Consider the following 20,744-nt stretch of genomic DNA (forward strand, 5'->3'; position numbering starts at 1 on the left):
TCCGTCCGCACATGAGATAGCGTCGTATCCATGGCCTCCCCGTCACCCGCCGCGAAGACCGAGCGGCTGCTCAACCTGGTGATCTGCCTGCTCTACACCCGTCAGCCGTTGTCGAAGGCGCGCATCCGCGATGCGGTGCCGCAGTATGGCGAGGCGGCCTCCGACGAGGCGTTCGACCGGATGTTCGAGCGTGACAAGGACGAGCTTCGCGAGCTGGGGATCCCGCTGCGGATGGAGCCGATCGACGCGTTCTTCGACGACGAGACCGGCTACCGCATCGACCGCCGCGAATACGCGCTGCCGGAGCTGTCGTTCGAGCCGGACGAGTTCGCGGTGCTCGGCCTGGCCAGCCGGACCTGGCAGCAGGCCAGCCTCGCCGGCGCGGCTGCGACCGCACTGCGCAAGCTGGAGGCCGCCGAGGTGGAGCGCGACGCCAACTCCGTCGTGGGGCTCGAGCCGCGCATCCACACCACCGAGCCGGCGTTCAACACCGTCAAGGACGCGGTGCTGCGCCGCCAGGCGATCAGCTTCGGCTACCGCAAGGCCGGCGGCGAGGCGGGTCAGCGGCGGCTGCAGCCGTGGAACGTCGCCAACTGGCACGGCCGCTGGTACGTCACGGGATTCGACCTGGACCGGGAGGCGCCCCGGGTCTTCCGGCTCGGCCGGATCGACGGCGCGGTCAAGCGGGTCGGCAAGCCGGGCGCGTATGACGTGCCGCCCGACCACGACCCGATCGAGATGATCGACGGCCCGGAGACGCCGCCCGAGGAGGCCGTGGTGCTGGTGCAGAAGGGCGCGGGCAACACGCTGCGCCGCCGGGCGCGCGGGGCGGCGCCGGAGGGCGACCTCACCCGGCTGACCCTCGCCTACACCGACACCGGGGCACTCGCCGACGAGATCGCCGGTTTCGGGCCGGCCGTGCAGGTCGTCTCGCCGCCCCGCCTGGTCGACGCGGTGGTGCGCCGGCTGCGCGGCGCCCTGGACCGGAACGGAGCCGCCTGATGGCCGCACCGGAGAGCGCGACCGCCCGCCTGGGCCGACTGCTCACGATGGTGCCGTGGCTGGTCAACCGCCAGGGCATCGACATCGCCGAAGCCGCCGAGGAGCTCGGGGTGTCGACCCAGCAGGTGGAGGCGGATCTCGCGCTGCTGTTCGTCTGCGGCACGCCCGGGCACATGCCCGACGACCTCATCGAGGCCGAATGGGAGCAGGGCCGGGTCTTCCTGCGCAACGCAGACACCATCGCCCGGCCGCTCCGGCTCGGGCTCGACGAGGCCACCGCGCTCATCGTCGGGCTGCGCACGCTGGCCGCGGTCCCGGGACTGGACGAGCGCGACGCGGTGGACCGGGCCCTGGCGAAGCTCGTCGAGGCCACGGGCGACCTGGGCGCCGCCACCGACCGGGTCCGCATCGCACTGGAGGACGAGGTGCCCTCCGACACGCTCACCACCATGCGCGCCGCCGTGGCGGCGCACCGGCGGCTGCACCTGGAGTACGTCGTGCCGTCCCGGGACGAGACGACCGAGCGTGACGTGGACCCGATGCGGGTGCTGTCCCTGGACGGCAACTGGTACCTCGAGGGCTGGTGCCACCGCGCCCAGGACGTGCGTCTCTTCCGGCTCGACCGCGTCGCGTCGGTGCTGGTGCTGGACGAGGACGGCACGCCGCCCACCGATGCCCGGCCGCGCGACCTCGACTCCGGGCTGTTCACTCCCGGCCCGGACGACCTGAGCGCCGTCATCGAGTTGCAGCCGGACGCCGCCTGGGTCATTGACTACTACCCGGCGGGCGACGTGCAGCGGGGCGCCGACGGGGTGCTGACGGTGTCGTTCCGCACCGCCGACCTGCGCTGGCTGCGGCAGCTGATGTGGCGCCTGGGCGGGTCGGCGCGGGTGGTCGAGCCCACCTCGCTGCGCGACGAGGTCGCCGACGGCGCCCGCGCCGCGCTGGCGGCATACGAGCAGGAGTAGGTCCGTGCACTGGTGGCAGTGGGTGCTGCTGTGGCTGCTGCTTGCGATCCTCGGGACCGTGTATGTCGGCTGGCGCCTCTGGCGCCTGTGGACGCCCCTCAAACAGCTCGGCTCCGAGCTCGCCGTGGCACAGGAACGGCTGGCGGAGGTGGAGGCCCGGATCGGCGAACTCGAGGACCAGTTGCAGAGTGTCGATGACCTCGCAGTGCTGCGTGATCCGGCAGAATTGCGCAGACACCGCTCGGCCCTGAAGGCGGAGCAACGTGCCGAGCGCAACAGGCGCAGGAAGGCGCGGCGCCCTGACTGGGCCAATCACGTAGAGTGGTGATGACGGTGCGGGATGCACCTCCCGCGCCCAACCAACAGGAGCTAGTTATGTTTCGTGGAGCCCTCGAGCCGTGGCACATCCTCATCCTCGTGCTCATCGTGGTCATCCTCTTCGGCTGGAAGAAGCTGCCCGATGCCGCACGCAGCCTCGGACGTTCGGCGCGCATCCTGAAGAGCGAGCTGGGCGACGACGACCACAAGAGCTCCGCCGCGGGCCAGACGGTGCCCGGCCAGACCCAGCCCCCGGCGGGCAGCGCCCCCGGTGAGGCGCCGGTCCCCGGAGCCACGCCCTACCCGCAGCAGGGTCAGCAGCCGCCGCAGGGTTACCAGCAGCAGGCACCGCAGGGCTACCAGCAGCAACAGCCCAACGCCGGCTACCAGCCACCGCAGCAGCAGGGTCAGCCGCAGCAGCAGACCCCGGCGGGTTACCCGCAGCAGAACAACCCCGGCGGCAACGGCAACTGATCACCGTCCCGCACGGGACCTTCGGCGCAGGACGACACACGACACATGGCCCTATTGCGGCGGAAGGACAATCCGGAGGCCCGGATGTCCCTCGGCGACCACTTCCGTGAGTTTCGTCGGCGTGCCCTCATCGCGGCCATCGCCATCGTCATCGGTGCGATCGTCGCGTGGATCTACTACGACACGATCTACGGCTGGGTCGAGTCGCCGCTGCGGACCGTGCAGGCCCGGCACCATCTGTCCGTCGTCGGACTCAATTTCGGCAACGGCGGGGTGACCGAGCCGTTCAGCATCAAGCTGAAGATCTCGCTGTGGAGCGGTGTCATCCTCGCCAGCCCGATCTGGCTGTGGGAGATCTGGGCGTTCCTCGCGCCCGGTCTGACCAAGAAGGAGAAGCGCATCAGCGTGGCCTTCATGGCCGCGGCCGTCCCGCTGTTCGCGCTGGGCTGCTACGTCTCGCACTTCGCGATCACCAACGCGGTCGACTTCCTGATGGGCAGCACCCCGCAGGTCAAGGGCGCCGATCACACGCCGATCTACAACCTGACCGACGCGCAGAAGTACGTCAGTTTCGTCACGAAGTTCATCGTCGCCTTCGGCCTGGCCTTCCTGCTGCCGGTCTTCCTGGTCGGCCTCAACCAGATCCGGGTGTTTCCGGGGCGCGTCATGCTCAAGGGCTGGCGCGTGGCCGTCATGATCATCGCGGTCTTCTCAGCGGTCATGAGCCCGTCTCCCGACGCGTGGTCGATGCTCGCGCTGATGGTGCCGATGATCATCCTCTACTTCAGTGCCTGCATCGTGTGTCTCTACCTCGACCGGCGCCGCGCCGGCAGGGAGGAGAAGGCACGCTCCGAGTGGCTCGACATCCCCGACGACGAGAAGTCACAACTCTGACGACATGGCGGAATCCGTAGAAGACCAAGCGCACTCCACCGCCCGACGGGGCGGGTTCGACTCGACACACATCGACCGCTTCGCCGAGGGATACGACTTCGGGTTCGACGACTTCCAGCGCCGCGGCATCGAGGCCGTGCAGTCCGGGCGTGGTGTGCTGGTCGCCGCCCCGACCGGGGCGGGCAAGACGATCGTGGGGGAGTTCGCTGCCTACCTCGCGTTGCACACCGGGCGCAAGACCTTCTACACCACGCCCATCAAGGCGCTGTCCAACCAGAAGTACGCCGACCTCGCGGCACGACACGGAGCGGCGAACGTCGGTCTGCTGACAGGGGACTCGTCGATCAACGGCGAGGCGCCCATCGTGGTGATGACCACCGAGGTGCTGCGCAACATGATCTACGCCGGCTCCTCGACGCTCGACAAGCTCGGCTTCGTCGTGATGGACGAGGTGCACTACCTGGCCGACCGGTTCCGCGGCGCGGTCTGGGAAGAGGTCATCGTCATGCTCGCGCCGTCGGTGCAACTGATCTCGCTGTCGGCGACGGTCAGCAACGCCGAGGAGTTCGGGGACTGGCTGCGCGAGGTCCGCGGCGACACCGCGGTGATCGTCGAGGAGCACCGCCCCGTGCCGCTGTGGCAGCAGATGATGGTCGGGCCGGCGCTGATGGACCTGTTCGTCGACGACGGCCGCGAGCAGTTGCGGGTGAATCCCCATCTGCTGCAACGGATCGAGCAGCTCAACCGCGACCGTCGGGACCAGCGGCACGGTCGGCGGGAGGACGCCGGCGCGCCCCGGGGACGTCGTGGCCGGATCCGCGGGGGTCAGGACCGTGGGCAGGTCCGGGGCGGCCGGCCGAGCCGCGGACCCAGCCGGCCGCAGGTCATCGAGGCACTCGACCGGGACGGGCTGCTCCCGGCGATCACCTTCATCTTCAGCCGGGTCGGCTGCGAGGGCGCCGTCTCGCAGCTGCTCGCCTGGGGCACCCGCCTCATCCCCGACAAGGAGGCCGAGCGGGTCCGCCGCCTCGTCGAGGAACGCGTGGCGACGCTGCCGGAGGAGGACCTGGCGGTGCTGGGCTACTACGACTTCGTCGAGGGGCTCAGCCGCGGCTTCGCGGCGCACCACGCCGGGATGCTGCCGACCTTCCGGGAGATCGTGGAGGAACTCTTCACCGACGGCACCATCAAGGCAGTGTTCGCGACGGAGACGTTGGCGCTCGGCATCAACATGCCGGCCCGCACCGTCGTGCTCGAGCGGCTGGTGAAGTACAACGGCGAGACCCACGCCGACATCACCGCCGCCGAATACACCCAGCTGACCGGCCGCGCGGGGCGGCGCGGCATCGACTACGAGGGGCACGCGGTCGTGCTGTGGGCGCCCACCGTCGACCCGCACGAGGTGGCCGGGCTGGCGTCCACCCGCACCTACCCGTTGCGCTCGTCGTTCGTGCCCACCTCCAACATGGCGGTCAACCTGGTCGACCGGGTCGGCCGGTGGCGGGCCGGGCAGGTGCTCGAGCAGTCGTTCGCGCAGTTCCAGGCGGACCGGTCGGTGGTCGGCGCCGCTGGCGCCATACATCGCAACGAGGAGGCCCTCGAGGGGTATGCCGAGGCGATGCGCTGTCACCTCGGCGAATTCGCCGAATACGCTGCGTTGCGAAGAGAACTCAGCGATCTGGAGAAGGACGCGGCGAAGCGGCGGTCGGCCAGCCGGCGCGCAGCGGCAGCGGTGTCGCTGCAGGAGTTGCAGCCCGGCGACATCATCCGGGTCCCCGAGGGGCGGCGATCCGGCTGGGCCGTCGTCATACCGGCGTCACGCGGCAAGCGCGCCGAGGACGCGGTCACCGTCGTCAACGGCGACGGGCAACTGCGCCGGATCGGCGAACACGACGTGCCGGACGCCGTCATACCAGCAGGACACATCGCGATCCCGCGGATGTTCCAGAGCCGGTCGCCGCGTGCTCGCCGCGACCTCGCGTCGACGATGCGGAACAAGATCCGCGACGAGCCACCGCCCAGCCCCGCGGAGTTGCGGGCGCAATCGGCCGAGGCCGACGAGGATTCGAGCGCCGAGATCGAGCGCGTCCGGCAGGCACTGCACCGTCACCCGTGCCACGACTGCCCCTACCGGGAGCAGCACGCGCGCTGGGCCGAGCGGTGGTGGAAGCTGCGCCGCGAGACCGACGGGCTGCAACGCCAGGTGGACCGCCGCACACACTCGGTGGCGCGCACCTTCGACCACATCTGCGACCTGCTGGCCGAGCTCGGTTACCTCGACGCAGAGGGAGCCAAGGTCACCGACCGCGGGCGCGTGTTGCAGCGCATCTACGCGGAGAAGGATCTGCTGGCCGCCGAGTGCCTCGAGCACGACGTATGGCGCCGGCTGGACGCGCCCTCACTGGCAGCCGTGGTGTCCGCGCTGGTCTACGAGGCGCGGCGGGACGACGGGGACTCGGCACCGAAGATCCCGGGTGATCTGACCAAGGACGCGCTGGCCGAGATGCAGGACATCACCCGCGGGCTGCAGGAGTCGCAGCGGCGGCTCGGGCTCACCCCGATGGGCGACCTCGACGCGGGAATGGTGTGGGTGATGCACCGCTGGGCGAGCGGCGGCCGCCTCGAGACGGTGCTGCACGACAGCGAGCTGTCGGCCGGTGACTTCGTCCGCCGGTGCAAGCAGGTGGTCGACCTGCTGGACCAGATCGCCGAGGCCACGCGGCACGACGCCATGCGGCGCACCGCACGCACCGCGATCGACAAGGTCATGCGCGGTGTGGTCGCCGCCGACCGGCTGGATTAGCGGCGCCTCCGGCGCTTCGAGCGCCTCTTCGCGCGACGTACATGGCAGGATGCCGCTATGGCGTTCTCGGCAAAGCACCTCGCACGCGGCGAGCAGATCGACCTGGAGCTGCGCACGCACATCAAGGAGATCTTCTTCCCCTTGCTGATCGCGGTCGTGACGATCGTGATCGCCCTGGCGGGCTCGATCTGGTTCAGTGACAAGGGCTGGTCGGGTTGGGCGACCCTCGCGCTGTGGGTCGTCGCGCTCATCGTCCTGTGCGCGTTCGTCCTGCTGCCGATCCTGCGCTGGCTCACCACCATCTACGTCATCACCAACCGCCGGCTGATCACCCGCCGCGGCATCGTCAACAAGTCGGGCCGCGACATACCGCTCTACCGGATCAACGACGTGTCCTACGAGAAGTCGTTGCTCGACCGGATCTTCGGGTGCGGCACGCTCGTCATCAGTGACGCCAGCGAACAAGCGGGGGTCCGGCTGCACGACGTGCCGCACGTCGAGGACGTGCAGGTGCGCCTGAACGAACTGCTCTACCACCAGGACGACGGCGGCGACGACGACGGCACGTTCCCCCCGAACGACCCGAGGTCGCAGCGCGGCCGCTGAGGGGGGAGTGCGGGCCGGTTTCGCGTGCACAGGTCCCCCCCAGGGGCGGCCCGTGAGCGGTGCGGACCGGGTTTCGCGTGCACAGGTCCCCCCAGGGGCGAGGCGTGAGCGGTGCGGTGCCGGTTTCGCGTGCATAGGTCCCCCCAGGGGCGGCCCGTGAGCGGTGCGAGCCCGGTTTCGCGTGCATAGGTCCCCCCAGGGGCGAGGCGTGAACGGTGCGGACCCGGTGTCGCGTGCGTAGGTCTCCCCGGGGGCGACCCGCGCGCGGCGCGAGCCCGGTGTCGCGTGCGTAGGTCTCCCCGGGGGCGGCCCGTGAGCGGCGCGGGCCCGGTGCCGCGTGCATAGGTCCCCCCAGGGGCGGCCCGTGAGCGGCGCGGGCCCGGTTTCGCGTGCATAGGTCCCCCCAGGGGCGGCCCGTGAACGGTGCGGACCCGGTGTCGCGTGCACAGGTCCCCCCAGGGGCGACCCGCGCGCGGCGCGGGGCCGGTTTCGCGTGCATAGGTCCCCCCAGGGGCGACCCGTGAGCGCCGTCCGCGCGCACCCGACCGCGACCACCGGGCCGGCTAGTCCAACTGCAGCGCCTTGAGCACCCGGGCGACGGGCGTGGTCAGGTCATGCTCCTCGGTAAGCCGTTGCAGCACACCGGGATCCGCGATCTCCGTCGGCAGGGCAGCGCTGAAGTCGGCGGGCAGCGGGATGTCCTTGACGACCTCGACCACGCGCGGCGCGGCGTCGAGGTAGTCGCCGGCCGCCTCCAGCCGCGTCCGTTGGGCACCCTTCAGTGCCGGGTCGCCGGAGTCGATGGCAGCGCGTAGCGCCGCCAGGTAGCCATACCGGCCGATCAGGGTCGCGGCGGTCTTCTCGCCGATCCCCGCGACGCCAGGCAGCCCGTCGCTGCTGTCACCGCGCAGCACGGCCATGTCGGCATACGCGGCCCCCGAACCCACCGCGTACTTGCGTTCCAGGTAGGCCTCGTCGACGACATCCGGCGCCCGGACGCCGCCCTTGGCGGTGTAGAGCACCCGCACGCTCTGCTGGTCGTCGACCAACTGGAACAGGTCCCGGTCTCCGGTCACGACGTCGACCTGCGCCCGGCCGTGCGCGCCGACCGTGAGGGTGCCGATCACGTCATCGGCCTCATAGCCATCGATCCCCAGGCGGGTCAGCCCGATCGCGGCCAGCACGTCGACGATGACCGGCACCTGCGGGGTGAGGTTCTCCGGCGACTCCTCGACGCCGTCGGTGCCCTCCACCATGCGGTGCGTCTTGTATGACGGGATCGCCTCGACCCGGAACGCGGGACGCCAGTCGTTGTCCCAGCACGCGACCAGCTCGGTCGGCGCATGGTCCGTGACCAACGTGGCGATCATGTCGAGGAAACCGCGAATCGCGTTGTTCGGCAACGCATCCGGGGTCGCGCGACGATCCGGCACACCGTAGAACGCACGGAAGTACAGACTCGCCGAGTCCAGAAGCATGAGACGTCGCTGCATGAACACATGCTGGCACGAGCGCGGCACCGGCCGGGCCCGAGCCCACCTTGCCGGACCCCGGCAGGCACCTGCTCTACAGTGCGGACATGGAGGAACTCGACAGGCGGATCGCGTCCCTGCTCGCCCAGGACGGGCGGCTCAGCTACACCGACCTGGGTAAGGCCACCGGGCTGTCGACCTCTGCCGTGCACCAGCGGGTCCGACGCCTGGAGGAACGCGGGGTGATCCGCGGCTACCGGGCCGTGATCGACCACGAAGCTGCCGGTATGCCGATGACGGCGCTCATCTCGGTGACGCCGTTCGACCCGTCAGCGCCCGACGACATACCCGACCGGCTGCGCCATCTGACCGCCATCGAGTCGTGCTTCTCGGTCGCCGGTGACGAGAACTACGTGCTCAAGGTCCGCATCGGCGGACCGGGGGAGTTGGAGGTGTTGCTGGGCGAGATCCGTGCGGCCGCCTCGGTCACCACCCGCACCACGGTGGTGCTCAGCACGCCGTGGGAGGACCGCACCCCGCTGTCCGAGTGACCCGCGTCGGCGGGCGAGCACCGGGAGCTTTGAGAGCCGGTGGCTATCAATGCGTGGGGTACGGTCGGAAGGATGGAGCCAGAGAGCCGGTTGCTCCACTACTTCCTGGCGGTGGCCGACGAGTTGAACTTCACCCGGGCCGCCGCCCGGTTGCACATCGCGCAGCCTTCCCTCAGCGCCCAGATCCGCGCGCTGGAGTCACAGCTCGGGGTGCAACTGCTGCGGCGCAGCACCCGCGCGGTGTCGCTCACCGAGGCGGGACAAGCCCTTGCCGACCGGGGTCCGGCAGCCCTGTCCGGTCTGCAGCAGGCCTGGGAGGCCGCCCGGTATGCCGGTCGCGGGGAGACCGGCACACTCCGCCTGGCCTACCCGTTGAGCGCCGGCCACGACACCGCACCACGCCTCGTCGAAGCCCTGCACGACTCCTACCCGAGCATCACCGTGACGACCGAGGTGCTGCCCAGCCCGCAGGTGGTGCAGGCCGTCGGCAGCGGCAGGGCGGACGCCGGCATCGCTCGCGCGCCGGAACCCGGGGACGGCATCCGGCTGGACCCCCTGCGGCGCGACCCGCTCGGCGTGATCGTGCCCGACTCCCACCCGCTGACCCGCCGGGACGTGGTCGACCTGGCGGCGGTGGCCGGCTTCCCGGTCGTGCTGCACCCGCGCAGCGCGAACCCGTCCCATTACGACTTCATCGTCGGCCTGTTCACCACTCGCGGGTTGCAGCCGGACCTGCTCGAACGTGACATCGCGTTCGACCTCAGCCATGGTTTCCTCACCTGCGGCGGCAGCGAACTGGTCGGCCGGTCCTCGGCGGAGGGACTGCCGCGCAGCCTCACCTGGATCCCGCTGACCGACGAGGAGTATGTCGCCGTCGCGCTCGTCCTGCCCGCCGGTCCGCACGCCCCGGTCGTCGACAGGTTCGTCCAGGTCGCCCGCACGCACGCCGCCGACAACGACTGGCTGCGCTGACGCCCGGGTGCGTCACCGCGCGATGGACGCAGCGCTCGCGTCGGTCAGCCGCAACAGGTCGGCCGGAGCCAGTTCGACGTCCAGCCCCCGTCGTCCGCCGCTCACCAGGACCGTCTCGCAGGACAGCGCCGACTCGTCCACGACGGTGCGCAGCGCCCGCTTCTGACCGAGGGGGCTGATGCCGCCGACCAGATAACCGGTCGTCCGCTCGGCGACCGCGGGATCGGCCAACGCAGCACGCTTGCAACCCAGTTCGCGAGCGAGCGCCTTCAGGTCCAACTGCTTGTCGACCGGGACCGCAGCGACGACCAGACCCTTGTCGGCCGCCCGGTCGGTCTGCGCGACCAGCGTCTTGAACACCCGCTCCGGGGCAACGCCCAACACCTCTGCGGCCTCCATGCCAAACGACGCGGCACCCCGGTCGTGCTCGAACTCGTGGACGCGGAACGACGCACCCGACCCGGTCAGCAGGTCGAGAGCGGGGGTCCCGGAGGAGGCCCTGGCACGGCGTGACGTCACGCCCACATCATCGCGCGCGGCGTGTTTCGCACGACACGCCGGGTCAGCCTGAAAAAGTTCTGAGTACGGGCACCCGCGCTGACCTGCGCAAACGCGCATTTGCGCAGGTCAGGGGACTGTTGACACAGCCTGAACGACGGGTAAATTCCTGTTGCATCGTTCGGGCTCGCCCGCCGCGGGACCACGAACTGACGGTGCGTAGATGGGCCCCTCGTCTAGTAGAAAACGTGCACGTGCTGGCATCGCCCGCGTGTATTGGTCCCAACGACGAGAGGGCCCATCTACGACGCCTTCCCACGGGCGCGATCGTTGACCGTCGCCACATCCGGCCCATATAGGGTTGTCGCGTGATCGTCCGCCTCACCCTCGCCGTCGCGGGTGGACTCTGTCTGTGGCTGTCGTTCCCCGGCCCCGCCATCTGGCCGGCCGCCATCCTCGGCGTGGCCCTCCTGGCGTTGGCGACCAAGGGGGTTCGGGCGCGCGCCGGTTTCCTGCTCGGCCTGGTCGGCGGGTTCGCCTGCTTCGGGCCGACGCTGCACTGGGCCGGCACCTACGTCGGCGCCGTGCCGTGGCTCGCGCTGGCGATCACCGAGTCGGTCTACATCGCGCTGATGGCCGCAGCCTGCTCACTGGTGCAGTCGGCCCGCCGATGGGAACGCCTGCCGCAGTGGCTGTCGCCCGCGGACGGCCCGCACGTGCGGCCGCTCGCGGTCGCCCTGCTGTGGGTGCTCCAGGAGGCGGTCCGGGACTCGATGCCGTTCGGCGGCTTCCCCTGGGCGCGGCTCGCCTGGACGACCGCGGGATCGCCGCTGGCGCACCTGGCGTCGATCTTCGGCGCCCCCGGGTTGACCTTCGTCGTGGCACTGCTCGGCGGCTGGCTGGCGTTGGCGATCGACCGGGTCCGCCGGGGTATGCCGCCGGCGCGCGCCATACTCCCGCGGCTGTGGCCGGTGGTGGCCGGGCTGGCCGTGCTCGGTATCGCCGCCGCCTACCCGACACCGACCAGCGGCAAGAAGCTGCAGGTGCTCGCCATACAGGGCAACGTGCCGACGGCCGGGCTGGACTTCAACGCACAGCGCCGCGCGGTCCTGGACCACCACGTCAAGGAGACCGACAAGGCGGCCGCGGCGATCAAGGCGGGCACGATGCCCGAGCCGGCCCTGGTGATCTGGCCGGAGAACTCCTCCGACATCGACCCCACCCGCAACGCCGACGCCGGCACCGAGATCGTCCGGACGGTCGACCGGATCGGCGTCCCGCTCATCGTCGGTGCCGTGCTGCAGGAACCCGCACCGCAGACCAGCAACACCTCGTTGCTCTACCTTCCGGACAAGGGCATCGTCGCCCGCTACGTCAAGCAACACCCGGTGCCGTTCGCGGAGTACATGCCCTACCGCTCGTTCTTCCGGCACTTCACCAAGACCGTCGACCTGGCGGGCAACTTCGCCGCCGGGCACAAGACCGGCCTGTTCCGGATCCCGACGAAGAGCGACGGTGTCGTGCAGGTCGCGCCAATCATCTGCTTCGAGGTCGCCTACGACTCGCTGACCCGCAACCCGGTCAAGGACGGGGCGCAACTGCTGGCGGTGCAGACCAACAACGCCACGTTCGGCTACACCGCCGAATCCGAGCAGCAGCTGGCCATCTCGCGGGTGCGGGCGATCGAACTCGGCCGGTCGATCGTGCACATCTCGACGGTCGGGGTGAGCGGGCTGATCACCCCCGACGGGGTGGTGCACGACAAGACCAGCCTGTTCACCCCTGCCGCGCTGTCCGCGGCGCTGCCGCTGCGCACGGGCGAGACGCTCGCGGTACGGGTCGGCCCGGTGCCCGAATGGCTCGGCTGCGCGGCCGCGTTGCTGCTGTGTGCCGCGGCGGTCGGGGGCAACCGCTCGTCCCGCCGCCGTTCTGTCAGTCCCGAGGAAGTCCGAGAGCTTGTCTGAGCCCGCAACCCACGACCGCCCTGCCCTCACGAAGATCCTGATCCTCGTCCCCACCTACAACGAGCGGGAGAACCTTCCGCTCATCGTGCGCCGCATCCGCGACAGCGTCCCGGACGCGGACGTGCTGGTGCTGGAGGACAACTCACCGGACGGCACCGGTGAGGTCGCCGACGAGCTGGCCGCGGCGGACGAGCGGGTCGAGGTGATGCACCGGGCCGGCAAGGAGGGCCTCGGGAAGGCCTATCTCGCCGGCTTCGCCTGGGGGCTGGAGCGTGGTTACGACGCGCTGATCGAGATCGACGCCGACGGATCGCACCCGCCCGAGCGGCTGCCCGCACTGCTTGCCGCGGCGGCCGAGGCCGACGTGGTCATCGGCTCACGCTGGATCCGCGGCGGGAAGGTCGTCAACTGGCCGCTGCACCGCAAGGCGCTCAGCGTCGGCGGCAACATCTACGTCAAGACCCTGCTCGGTATGCCGGTCAACGACGCCACGGCGGGTTTCCGCGTCTACCGGTCCGACGCGCTGCGGACGATCGGCCTGGACGGCGTCGACTCCTACGGCTACTGCTTCCAGGCCGACCTGACCTGGCGCGCCATCCGCGCCGGCCTGCGGGTGGTGGAGGTGCCGATCACCTTCGTGGAGCGCGAGATCGGGCAGTCCAAGATGAACCCGGACATCGCCCGGGAGTCGCTGCTGAACATCAGCCGGTGGGGTTGGGAGTACCGGCGCGGTCAGATTCGTTCCATAGGTGAACACCTCGTGCACCGATCGAAGGAAAGACCATGACGACCGTCCCGCGCCGCGCACCGTTCTGGGCCCGGCTGCTCTTCGCGATCGCGCTGTGCCTGCCGATCATCGAAGTCGTCGTGATCGTCCTGGTCTGGCACGTGATCGGCTGGTGGACGCTGCTCGCCCTGGCCGCCTGCTTCTGTGTCGGCCTGGTGGTCATCAAACGCGCCTCGGTGGGTGCCACCCGGGAGCTGCGTGCCGCGATGGCCGAACGCCGCCCGCCGGCGAAGGAGGTCGCGGACGCCCCGCAGGCGCTGGTCGGCGGCATCCTGCTGCTGATCCCCGGTTTCGTGACCTCGCTGCTGGGGCTGATCCTCATCCTGCCGGGGATGCGTTCGGTCTCCCGGCGCATCGTGCAGGTGGTGGTCGGCCGCCGGCTGGGCGGGGGAGCGGTGCGCGTCGTCGACTACACCGCCACCCGCGCCGACTTCCGCCAGGGCGACCCCGAGGTGATCGAGGCCGAGGTCATCGACGAGGACCCCAAGGGGCACTGACCGCGGACACAGTAAGGGAGCCGACCGGGCATCCGGTCGGCTCCCTTACTTGGTGGTATGCCGAACTCAGGCGGAGCGCTTGCGGCGCGGCTTCTCGCCGCGGGAGGCGCGCAGCAGCGTCAGCCGCTCCTGCAGCAGCTCCTCGAGCTCGGGGATGGAGCGGCGCTCCAGCAGCATGTCCCAGTGGGTGCGCTGCGGCTTCACCGGCTTGCGCTCCGGCTCCGGGCCGTCCTGCAACTTGGCCTCGGCACCGCAACGGCACTCCCACAGGCCGGGAACATCGGCCTCGACCGAGAACGGCAGCTCGCTCACGTGCCCCTGCGGGCACACGTAGCGCACGATCTGCCGCTCGCTGAAGGCGATGCCGTCCTCGGTCTCCAGCGACAAGGTGCTGAGGTTGGTGCCTCGCAGGGAACGCTCTGCCATGACCATCACTTCTCTCTCGTATCGGGCCGTCCGAGACCGTCCCCCCTCGGGTCGATCCGTCTCGGCGATCTATGTCGTGCAACGGTCGGTCGGGGCCTGGTGTTCCCGAGCAATCACTGCTCGGGGCCGCACGCTCGGTCGACTACCGTCATCTTCAAGACGCCGCACGACCGGCAAAGGTTGCGAATGATACGTCTTGCGCGCTCACACCATGCCGGAAACCCGCAGAATTGTCACATCGAATTCCGGCACGACGTGACCAAGATCACTTCTGAGGTATGACGCCGCGGCGTCATACCACCTGCGGCGGGGTGTTGCCGGCCTCGATGATGCCGTCGCGGACCTTCACCCCGCGCAGCAACACGGCACCGACGCCGAAGAAGATGATCAACGCCACGATCGAGTAGCGGTAGTCCCGGAACCACTGGAAGACCAGGCCGAAGACGAGCGTGCCCAGCCAACTGGTGCCACGCTCCATCGCCTGGTAGAGGCTGAAGAATTCCGACTCCCGGCCGGCCGGGACGAGGCCGCTGTAGAGGGAGCGGGACAGCGACTGGCTGCCGCCCATCACCAGCCCGATGCCGCTGGCCAGGATCAGCCACAGCGCCAGCTGACGCTCGGGCACCAGGCAGGCCAGGCAGACCACGAGGGTCCACAGGAACAGGCTGGAGTAGATCATCCGGTGCGCGCCGTGCCGTGCGGCGAGCCGGGCGAACGCCATGGCACCGAAGAACGCGACGATCTGGACCAGCAGGATCGTGACCACCAGCTCACTGTCACTGAACTTCAGCTGTTTGCTGCCGTAGAGGCTGGCCGAGGCGATGACGGTCTGCATGCCGTCGTTGTAGAACAGGTAGGCGAGCAGGAACCGTTTGGTCTGCGGGTAGTGCTGCAGGGATACGAAAGTCTTGCGGAGCTGTTTCAGGCCGCCGATGCGGTCCTGCGGTTGCTCCGGGCGGCTGCCGGACAGGCTGCGCAGTCCGCGCAGCGGGATGATCGCGAACAGTCCCCACCAGATGCCCGCGGCGAGGAAGGCGACCCGCACCGCGCCGGCCTTGTCGAGCCCGAGCGCGCCGTGCACGACCAGCAGCACCAGGGTGGCGGCGAGGAGGCTGCCGCCGCCGAGGTAGCCGTAGGCCCAGCCGCGCGCGGACACGTAGTCGCGGTCGTCGGGCGGGGTGATCCGGATCATGATCGCCGAGTAGACGATCAGTGCTGCGCCCAGGCAGAGGTTGGCGATGATCGCGAGGATGACCCCGAGCTGCCAGTCGGTGCTGCCGATCGCGACCATGGCGGCCGCGGCACCGGCCCCGACATACGTGAACCCGGCGAGGTAGCGCAGCGGGTGCGTCGACCTGTCGACCACGGCGCCGACGAAGATCAGCACGACCGCGGAGATGATCGTGGACACGGTGAGGATGTAGGGGACCAGCGATCCGGGGGCGACACCGATCCCCAGGACGTGCAGGTTGTTGTTGCACGCGACGTCGCTGGCCTGGTCGGGGCACGCCACCTTGTTGGCGATCGAGGTCAGGTATGGCGAGAAGAGGACCGCCGCGGTGACCGTCACGTAGGAGGCGGCCGCCCAGTCGTACCAGTACCAGCTGCGCTGCAGACGCTGCTGGTCGGGACCGGAGACTTGCTCCACACGCGTTCGCAGCAGGCTCACGCGCGACACTGTGGCACATCAATGCGACAGGCGGGTGCGAATCACCTGCGGCGCGCCGGTCCGTTACACGACGAGGCCGCTGTGCAGTCGCCGCGCCGGGTCGTACCGGTGCCGCAGCCGCGCCAGCTTGGCCAGGTTTCCCGCGTAGTAGCGCTTAGCGGGCTGTCCGGTCTCCAGGTAGTTGACGTAGCCACCGACCGAGTGGGCGCCCAACCGGCGGTGGGCGTCGGCGATCCAGCTCTGCGCCGCGGCGTAACCGGTGCCACCGGCATACCACTGCACGGACGCGAGATGGTTGCGCCACGGGAACGCGGTCGCTGCGCCGCCGGGGTCGGAGACGGCGCCGGTGAGCGGGTCGAGCAGGGCGCTGCCGGGGCGGCCGGTGTGCGACCGGGCGATGACGGCGGCCTCGATCGCCGTGGCCGCCGCGGTGCTGACGGAGGCGAGCACGTCGCTGCCGGCGGTGAAGCCCTGCCGCTGCGAGGTCGAGCCGCCGCCGAGGTAGAGGGCCGCGTCCAGGTAGCTGAACTGCTGGTACTTGGTGGCGGTCGGGGTGACCCCGACCGCCGCGAGCAGGGACGCGGCGGCGGCGCGTTCGTCCCCGCTGTTGGTGACGCCGAGGATGCTGACGTGCAGGTTCCCGCCGCCGATCGCGTCGACGTGTACTCCGGCCCACCGGGACCGGGCGGCGGTGCGGATCCACTGGGCCCAGCCGGTCATCACCCGCACCGCGGAGCTGCCGGGGAAGGTGAGGGTAAAGATGCCCTGGCCGCCGGCCGCATGGGTGGCGAACCGCATGCTGGTGACCAGGCCGAGGTTGCCGCCGCCTCCGCCGCGCAGCGCCCAGAAGATGTCGGCGTGATGGGTGCGGTCCGCGGTCACGGTGCGACCGTCCGGGAGGACGAGCTGGGCTGCGGTCAGCCGGTCCGCGGTCAGGCCGTGTGCGCGCGACTCCACGCCCAGGCCGCCGCCGAGGGTCAGTCCGGCGACGCCCACCGTGGGGCAGGTGCCGGTCGGTATGGCGCGGCCGCGGGCTGCGAGGTACTTCTTCACGGCATACAACGTGGCACCGGTGCCGACCGCGACCGTCCGGTCCGACGCCCGGTAGCTGATTCCGTCCATCGGCCGCATGTCGAGCACCAGGGTGCCGTTCGCCGCGGACGCGCCGACGTAGGAGTGGCCGCCGCCGCGTGGTGCGATCTGCAGGCCGTGCTGCGCCGCGAAGTGCATCGCGCGGGCGACGTCCGCGGTGCGTTCGACGACCATGACGGCCGCCGGCCTGTTGCTGTCGTAGCGGGTGTCGAAGACGAGTTTGGTGCGGTTGTAGGGTCCGCTGCCGGGCAGGTCGACCGGACCCTGCACGGTGTGTGCGAAGTCGACCCACTCCTGCGTGGTCGGTTTGTGCACCGCCGCATGGGTCGTCGGGCTGCTGGCGGAGGCGCTCGGTGTGGCGACGCTGCTGCTGGACCGTGCGGTCGGAGTCCCGGCGCCGCCGGAGCCCGACGTGGACGTTCCCGCCGATGTCGAGGTGACCGGGGGCTGGGAGCTGTTGCAGCCCGCGAGGGCGACCACCAAGCCGCTGCCGGTCAGGGTCAGTGCGCTACGTCGAGTGATTGCCGTCATGTCCGATAGGACGCCGCAGCACCGTTTCCCGTTGCCCTGCTCGGATCACTCGGTGGTGTCCGGCGCCGGCACCGCACACCCGTCCGGTCCGCACACGGCGCCCTCGGCACCCTGCATCACCAGCGGGTGCGACTCGCTCCAGGCCTGGTCCAGCGCGGCGGTGAACGTCGCGGCCGGCTGGGCACCGGAGACGCCGTACTTCCCGTCCAGGACGAAGAACGGCACGCCCTGTATGCCGTAGGCGCGCGCTTGGGCGAAGTCCTGCTCGACCTCGGCGCGGACCTGCGGATCGTCGAGCGCGGTGACGACGTCCGCCGACTGCAAACCGTGCCGCTGCCCGATCGCGACGAGCACGTCCGGGTCGCCGATGTCGGCGCCCTTCTCGAAGTGCTCACTCAGCAGGTCTTCCTTGACCGCATCCGCGACGCCGCGCTGCGCGGCCAGGTGCAACAGGTGGTGCGCGCGCAGACTGTTGGCGACCACCAGCTTGTCGAAGTCGTAGTGCAGTCCCTCGCCGGCGGCCTGGGTCGTGACGTGGCCGAACATCTGACGGACCTGGTCGCGCGGCATACCCTTGCGCTCGGCCAGGTAGTCGACCTCGGAGCCGTCGTAGTGCTCGGGCAGTGACGGATCCAGCTGATAACTGTGCCAGGTGATTTCGACCTCGTCGGCGTGCGCGAAGTCGCGCAGCCCGGCTTCGAAACGGCGCTTGCCGATGAAGCACCAGGGGCATGCGACGTCGGACCAGATGTCAACCTTCATGTATGACGCAACGATGTTCCTGGCGGCGGCATTCCGCGGTCGGTGGCGTGCACTAGCGTGCCGGGAGTGAGCGAACGACCGCATCGGCTGACCCGGGAGCAGGCGCGCCGCATCGCGGTGCGGGCGCAGCTGCTGGCCGCTCCGCGGCCGACCGACCTGCTGGACGTCGTGCGGGACCTCGGCTCGATCCAGGTGGATCTGACCGCCGCCGTCGCTCCCAGCCCGGAACTGGTGTGCTGGAGCAGGCTCGGGTCGGCATACCGGCTCGGCGGGCTGGACGATCTCTTCGAGTCGCGTGAGGTGATCGAGCTGCGCGGCCAGGTGATGGCGGCCGACGACATCCGGCTCTACCGTGCCGAACTCGACGACTGGGGCGAGCATCCCCGCCTGGAGTGGCAGGAGTCGGTCGCCGAGTGGGTGGAGGCCAACGACCTGTGCCGCCGCGACATCCTGGACCGTCTCACGGAGGAGGCCCCGCTGCCCGCGGCCGCCTTCGACGACACCTGTGAAGTGCCGTGGCGCTCGACCGGCTGGACCAACAACCAGAACGTCGTGCGGCTGATCGACTTCATGGAGAGCCGGGGAGAGGTGGCGGTCGCCGCTCGAGGTGAGCGCGGAGAACGGGTGTGGGACCTGGCCGAGCGCGTCTACCCCGAGACCGACACGGTGCCGATCGAGGACGCGCTGCGCGAGCGCGCACGGCGTTCCTTGCACGCGATAGGCCTGATGCGGCCGAAGGTCCACGACCTGGCCGGCATCGTCCGCAAGGACATCGAGCCGCCCGGAGAGCCCGCGGTGATCGAAGGGGTCCGCGGGAAGTGGTGCGTCGACCCCGACCAGCTGGATCGGTCGTTCCGTGGACGCACGACGCTGTTGTCGCCGCTGGACCGGCTGATCTTCGACCGGAAACGGATGGCCGAGATCTTCGAATTCGATTACCAGCTCGAGATGTACAAACCGAAGGCGAAGCGTCGCTGGGGCTATTACGCGTTGCCGATCCTGTCGGGGGACAGGCTGGTGGGGAAGGTGGACGCCACCGCCGAGCGGGAACGCGGAGCACTGGTCGTGCACGCCATACACGAGGACGAAGAGTTCTCGGGCACGTTGCGGCGCAACGTCGACCGCGAGATCGCCGCGCTCGCGGGGCTCCTGGGCCTGGTCGTGAGGCGCGGATAGCTGTGGATCCGTTCCTGAGGGTCACCGGATAACCGATACGGTTGGAGACGGTTGAGGCGAAACGTATAGACCGAGCGAGGCGACATGGTGCAACCGAGCCCCTACACACCGGGCGCGGTCGCGCGCGAAACCCCCGGTCGCAGCAGGCAGTTGGCCGAGATTTCGGAGCGGTTGGACATGATGTCCGCGACCGGGCGGCTGGTGTCGCGGATCCGGGTCGACCACGGCCCGCGCGGTGTGGGCAAGACGTCCTTGCTGCGACAGGTCGAACAGCGTGCGCATGCGAGAGACGCGGCGACCATCTGGGTGACTGCGGGGGAGTCGGCCGGTTTGGTGCCGGCGATCGCCGACGGTGCCGAACGCCTCGTGCGGCGCTGGCCGGTGAAGTTGCGCGAGCGGGTCGCAACCGCCCTGTCGCACCTGGAGTTGAAGGTGACCGGTGGCGTGCCCGGTGTGGCGAGCATCGAGGCGGCCTGGGGCAAGACCGGTGGTCGGCGTGCGCGTGGCGCGACCCGCGAGTTCGAGGATCTGCTGGTTGCCACCGTGGAGGTCGCGCAGGAGCGTCAGTTCAGCGGGTTGGTGTTGCTGATCGACGAGATCCAGGCGGCCGAACCGGCGAGCCTGCGCACGATCTCCTACGCGTGGCAGCACTTCCAGTCCGAGCGTCGCTTCCTCCCGGTGGCGCTCTTCGCGGCCGGTCTGCCGGAGAGTGTGAGCGTCATCAACGCCGCCGTCAGCAACTCCGAACGCTTCGCCTACCGGCAGCTGAAGGACCTGCCACCGGACGCGGCGGCCGTGGCGCTCGCGAACCCGGCCCGGGAGCTCGGTGTCGGCTGGAGTGCCGACGCCATCGATGCGGCGGTGCGGTATGCCGCGGGCTACCCGCACACGGTGCAGCTCATCGGCGAAAACGCCTGGCGGCACGCGGGTTTCCCCAACCCGGGGGCCACCATCCGGCGGGAGCACGTCGAGCTTGCGGCGGCGGATGTCGAGGAGGACATCCGTGAGCTGTTCACCGCGAGGCTGTCGAAGGTCACCCGTCAGGTCGAGCTCGAGATGGTGTTGGCGATGGCCCGGCTGGGCGACGGCCCGGTGCGACGTCACGACATCGCGGCTGCCATGGGCAAACCCACGGACGCTCTCGGCGTGCCGCGCGGCCGCCTGATCGGGGCAGGCATCATCACCGACAGCAGTCACGGGTATCTCGAGTTCACCGTGCCGGGTTTCGCGGCCTTCGTGCGTGAGGTGCACGACCTGGACGACCCGCAGGGCTGAGCCGGTC

The 20,744-nt window shown here is 70.1% G+C and carries 20 protein-coding genes; 14 read left to right on the top strand and 6 right to left on the bottom strand.

Annotated features, from left to right (window positions below):
- Positions 1–30: 30 nt before the first annotated feature.
- From FHU39_RS08080 to FHU39_RS08110, 7 genes are read left to right on the top strand one after another with little or no spacing between them, the layout of a single operon-like run.
- Positions 31–1,002 (top strand): helix-turn-helix transcriptional regulator, encoded by a 972-nt coding sequence (locus FHU39_RS08080; RefSeq protein ID WP_183319874.1) that lies wholly within the window; start codon positions 31–33, stop codon positions 1,000–1,002.
- Positions 1,002–1,970, top strand: a complete 969-nt coding sequence (locus FHU39_RS08085; RefSeq protein ID WP_183319875.1) for a helix-turn-helix transcriptional regulator — start codon at positions 1,002–1,004, stop codon at positions 1,968–1,970. Before FHU39_RS08080 ends, FHU39_RS08085 begins: the two co-directional genes overlap by 1 nt.
- 4 nt (positions 1,971–1,974) lie before the next feature.
- Positions 1,975–2,298 (top strand): hypothetical protein, encoded by a 324-nt coding sequence (locus FHU39_RS08090; RefSeq protein WP_183319876.1) that lies wholly within the window; start codon positions 1,975–1,977, stop codon positions 2,296–2,298.
- Positions 2,299–2,345: 47 nt separating this feature from the next.
- Complete coding sequence (gene tatA, locus FHU39_RS08095) at positions 2,346–2,762, top strand: Sec-independent protein translocase subunit TatA (RefSeq protein WP_183319877.1); 417 nt, start codon at positions 2,346–2,348, stop codon at positions 2,760–2,762.
- Between the two features lie 45 nt (positions 2,763–2,807).
- The gene (tatC, locus tag FHU39_RS08100) at positions 2,808–3,656 is read left to right on the top strand and encodes a twin-arginine translocase subunit TatC (protein WP_246336183.1); all 849 of its coding nucleotides are present in this window, start codon (positions 2,808–2,810) and stop codon (positions 3,654–3,656) included.
- 4 nt (positions 3,657–3,660) lie between these two features.
- Complete coding sequence (locus tag FHU39_RS08105; protein ID WP_183319878.1) at positions 3,661–6,459, top strand: DEAD/DEAH box helicase; 2,799 nt, start codon at positions 3,661–3,663, stop codon at positions 6,457–6,459.
- 57 nt (positions 6,460–6,516) lie between these two features.
- The gene (locus FHU39_RS08110) at positions 6,517–7,065 is read left to right on the top strand and encodes a PH domain-containing protein (protein ID WP_183319879.1); all 549 of its coding nucleotides are present in this window, start codon (positions 6,517–6,519) and stop codon (positions 7,063–7,065) included.
- A 563-nt stretch (positions 7,066–7,628) separates the two neighbouring features.
- Here the strand turns inward: FHU39_RS08110 and FHU39_RS08115 are convergent.
- Complete coding sequence (locus tag FHU39_RS08115; protein ID WP_246336184.1) at positions 7,629–8,558, bottom strand: 5'-3' exonuclease; 930 nt, start codon at positions 8,556–8,558, stop codon at positions 7,629–7,631.
- Positions 8,559–8,644: 86 nt separating this feature from the next.
- On the opposite strand from FHU39_RS08115, the gene FHU39_RS08120 reads away from it, so the two are divergent.
- Together FHU39_RS08120 and FHU39_RS08125 are read left to right on the top strand one after the other, a co-directional pair.
- Positions 8,645–9,088 (top strand): Lrp/AsnC family transcriptional regulator, encoded by a 444-nt coding sequence (locus tag FHU39_RS08120; protein WP_183319880.1) that lies wholly within the window; start codon positions 8,645–8,647, stop codon positions 9,086–9,088.
- A gap of 72 nt (positions 9,089–9,160) precedes the next feature.
- Complete coding sequence (locus tag FHU39_RS08125) at positions 9,161–10,060, top strand: LysR family transcriptional regulator (protein WP_183319881.1); 900 nt, start codon at positions 9,161–9,163, stop codon at positions 10,058–10,060.
- Between the two features lie 12 nt (positions 10,061–10,072).
- On the opposite strand, the gene ybaK is transcribed toward FHU39_RS08125, so the two are convergent.
- Positions 10,073–10,585: a Cys-tRNA(Pro) deacylase gene (ybaK, locus tag FHU39_RS08130; protein ID WP_343065783.1), complete on the bottom strand. Its 513-nt coding sequence runs from the start codon at positions 10,583–10,585 to the stop codon at positions 10,073–10,075.
- 341 nt (positions 10,586–10,926) lie between these two features.
- Between ybaK and lnt the strand changes: the two genes are divergently transcribed.
- Genes lnt through FHU39_RS08145 form a run of 3 tightly spaced genes read left to right on the top strand, consistent with a single transcriptional unit; the run spans position 10,927 to position 13,806 of the window.
- Positions 10,927–12,522 (top strand): apolipoprotein N-acyltransferase, encoded by a 1,596-nt coding sequence (lnt, locus tag FHU39_RS08135; RefSeq protein ID WP_183319883.1) that lies wholly within the window; start codon positions 10,927–10,929, stop codon positions 12,520–12,522.
- Positions 12,515–13,309, top strand: coding sequence for a polyprenol monophosphomannose synthase (locus FHU39_RS08140; RefSeq protein WP_221185177.1), 795 nt, complete (start codon positions 12,515–12,517; stop codon positions 13,307–13,309). Before lnt ends, FHU39_RS08140 begins: the two co-directional genes overlap by 8 nt.
- A complete protein-coding gene (locus FHU39_RS08145) occupies positions 13,306–13,806 on the top strand; it encodes an FxsA family protein (protein WP_183319884.1) in 501 nt (166 codons plus the stop codon). Before FHU39_RS08140 ends, FHU39_RS08145 begins: the two co-directional genes overlap by 4 nt.
- A 66-nt stretch (positions 13,807–13,872) precedes the next feature.
- Here FHU39_RS08145 and FHU39_RS08150 read toward each other — a convergent pair whose 3' ends face one another.
- From FHU39_RS08150 to FHU39_RS08165, 4 genes are all read right to left on the bottom strand, one after another.
- On the bottom strand, positions 13,873–14,232 hold the full coding sequence (locus FHU39_RS08150) for an RNA polymerase-binding protein RbpA (protein ID WP_183319885.1): 360 nt from the start codon (positions 14,230–14,232) through the stop codon (positions 13,873–13,875).
- A 292-nt stretch (positions 14,233–14,524) separates the two neighbouring features.
- A complete protein-coding gene (locus FHU39_RS08155; protein WP_343065784.1) occupies positions 14,525–15,901 on the bottom strand; it encodes an MFS transporter in 1,377 nt (458 codons plus the stop codon).
- A gap of 63 nt (positions 15,902–15,964) precedes the next feature.
- Complete coding sequence (locus FHU39_RS08160; protein WP_183319886.1) at positions 15,965–17,524, bottom strand: FAD-dependent oxidoreductase; 1,560 nt, start codon at positions 17,522–17,524, stop codon at positions 15,965–15,967.
- 45 nt (positions 17,525–17,569) lie between these two features.
- Complete coding sequence (locus FHU39_RS08165) at positions 17,570–18,286, bottom strand: DsbA family oxidoreductase (RefSeq protein ID WP_183319887.1); 717 nt, start codon at positions 18,284–18,286, stop codon at positions 17,570–17,572.
- Positions 18,287–18,352: 66 nt separating this feature from the next.
- Between FHU39_RS08165 and FHU39_RS08170 the strand changes: the two genes are divergently transcribed.
- Together FHU39_RS08170 and FHU39_RS08175 are read left to right on the top strand one after the other, a co-directional pair.
- Positions 18,353–19,462, top strand: a complete 1,110-nt coding sequence (locus tag FHU39_RS08170; RefSeq protein WP_183319888.1) for a DNA glycosylase AlkZ-like family protein — start codon at positions 18,353–18,355, stop codon at positions 19,460–19,462.
- An 84-nt stretch (positions 19,463–19,546) separates the two neighbouring features.
- Entirely contained in the window at positions 19,547–20,737 is a 1,191-nt protein-coding gene (locus tag FHU39_RS08175; protein WP_183319889.1) for an AAA family ATPase, read from the top strand.
- Positions 20,738–20,744 lie beyond the last annotated feature (7 nt).

Origin of the sequence: Flexivirga oryzae, assembly GCF_014190805.1 — a bacterium.
Lineage (GTDB): Bacteria > Actinomycetota > Actinomycetes > Actinomycetales > Dermatophilaceae > Flexivirga > Flexivirga oryzae.

Excerpts from the sequence above, each read along its gene's own strand:
- FHU39_RS08110 (WP_183319879.1), top strand. The coding sequence starts at position 6,517 with ATGGCGTTCTCGGCAAAGCACCTCGCACGCGGCGAGCAGATCGACCTG.
- FHU39_RS08175 (WP_183319889.1), top strand. The coding sequence starts at position 19,547 with ATGGTGCAACCGAGCCCCTACACACCGGGCGCGGTCGCGCGCGAAACC.
- FHU39_RS08085 (WP_183319875.1), top strand. The coding sequence starts at position 1,002 with ATGGCCGCACCGGAGAGCGCGACCGCCCGCCTGGGCCGACTGCTCACG.
- FHU39_RS08165 (WP_183319887.1), bottom strand. The coding sequence starts at position 18,286 with ATGAAGGTTGACATCTGGTCCGACGTCGCATGCCCCTGGTGCTTCATC.
- FHU39_RS08115 (WP_246336184.1), bottom strand. The coding sequence starts at position 8,558 with ATGCAGCGACGTCTCATGCTTCTGGACTCGGCGAGTCTGTACTTCCGT.
- FHU39_RS08105 (WP_183319878.1), top strand. The coding sequence starts at position 3,661 with ATGGCGGAATCCGTAGAAGACCAAGCGCACTCCACCGCCCGACGGGGC.
- tatA (WP_183319877.1), top strand. The coding sequence starts at position 2,346 with ATGTTTCGTGGAGCCCTCGAGCCGTGGCACATCCTCATCCTCGTGCTC.
- FHU39_RS08120 (WP_183319880.1), top strand. The coding sequence starts at position 8,645 with ATGGAGGAACTCGACAGGCGGATCGCGTCCCTGCTCGCCCAGGACGGG.
- FHU39_RS08145 (WP_183319884.1), top strand. The coding sequence starts at position 13,306 with ATGACGACCGTCCCGCGCCGCGCACCGTTCTGGGCCCGGCTGCTCTTC.
- FHU39_RS08125 (WP_183319881.1), top strand. The coding sequence starts at position 9,161 with ATGGAGCCAGAGAGCCGGTTGCTCCACTACTTCCTGGCGGTGGCCGAC.
- FHU39_RS08150 (WP_183319885.1), bottom strand. The coding sequence starts at position 14,232 with ATGGCAGAGCGTTCCCTGCGAGGCACCAACCTCAGCACCTTGTCGCTG.
- FHU39_RS08080 (WP_183319874.1), top strand. The coding sequence starts at position 31 with ATGGCCTCCCCGTCACCCGCCGCGAAGACCGAGCGGCTGCTCAACCTG.
- FHU39_RS08160 (WP_183319886.1), bottom strand. The coding sequence starts at position 17,524 with ATGACGGCAATCACTCGACGTAGCGCACTGACCCTGACCGGCAGCGGC.
- tatC (WP_246336183.1), top strand. The coding sequence starts at position 2,808 with ATGGCCCTATTGCGGCGGAAGGACAATCCGGAGGCCCGGATGTCCCTC.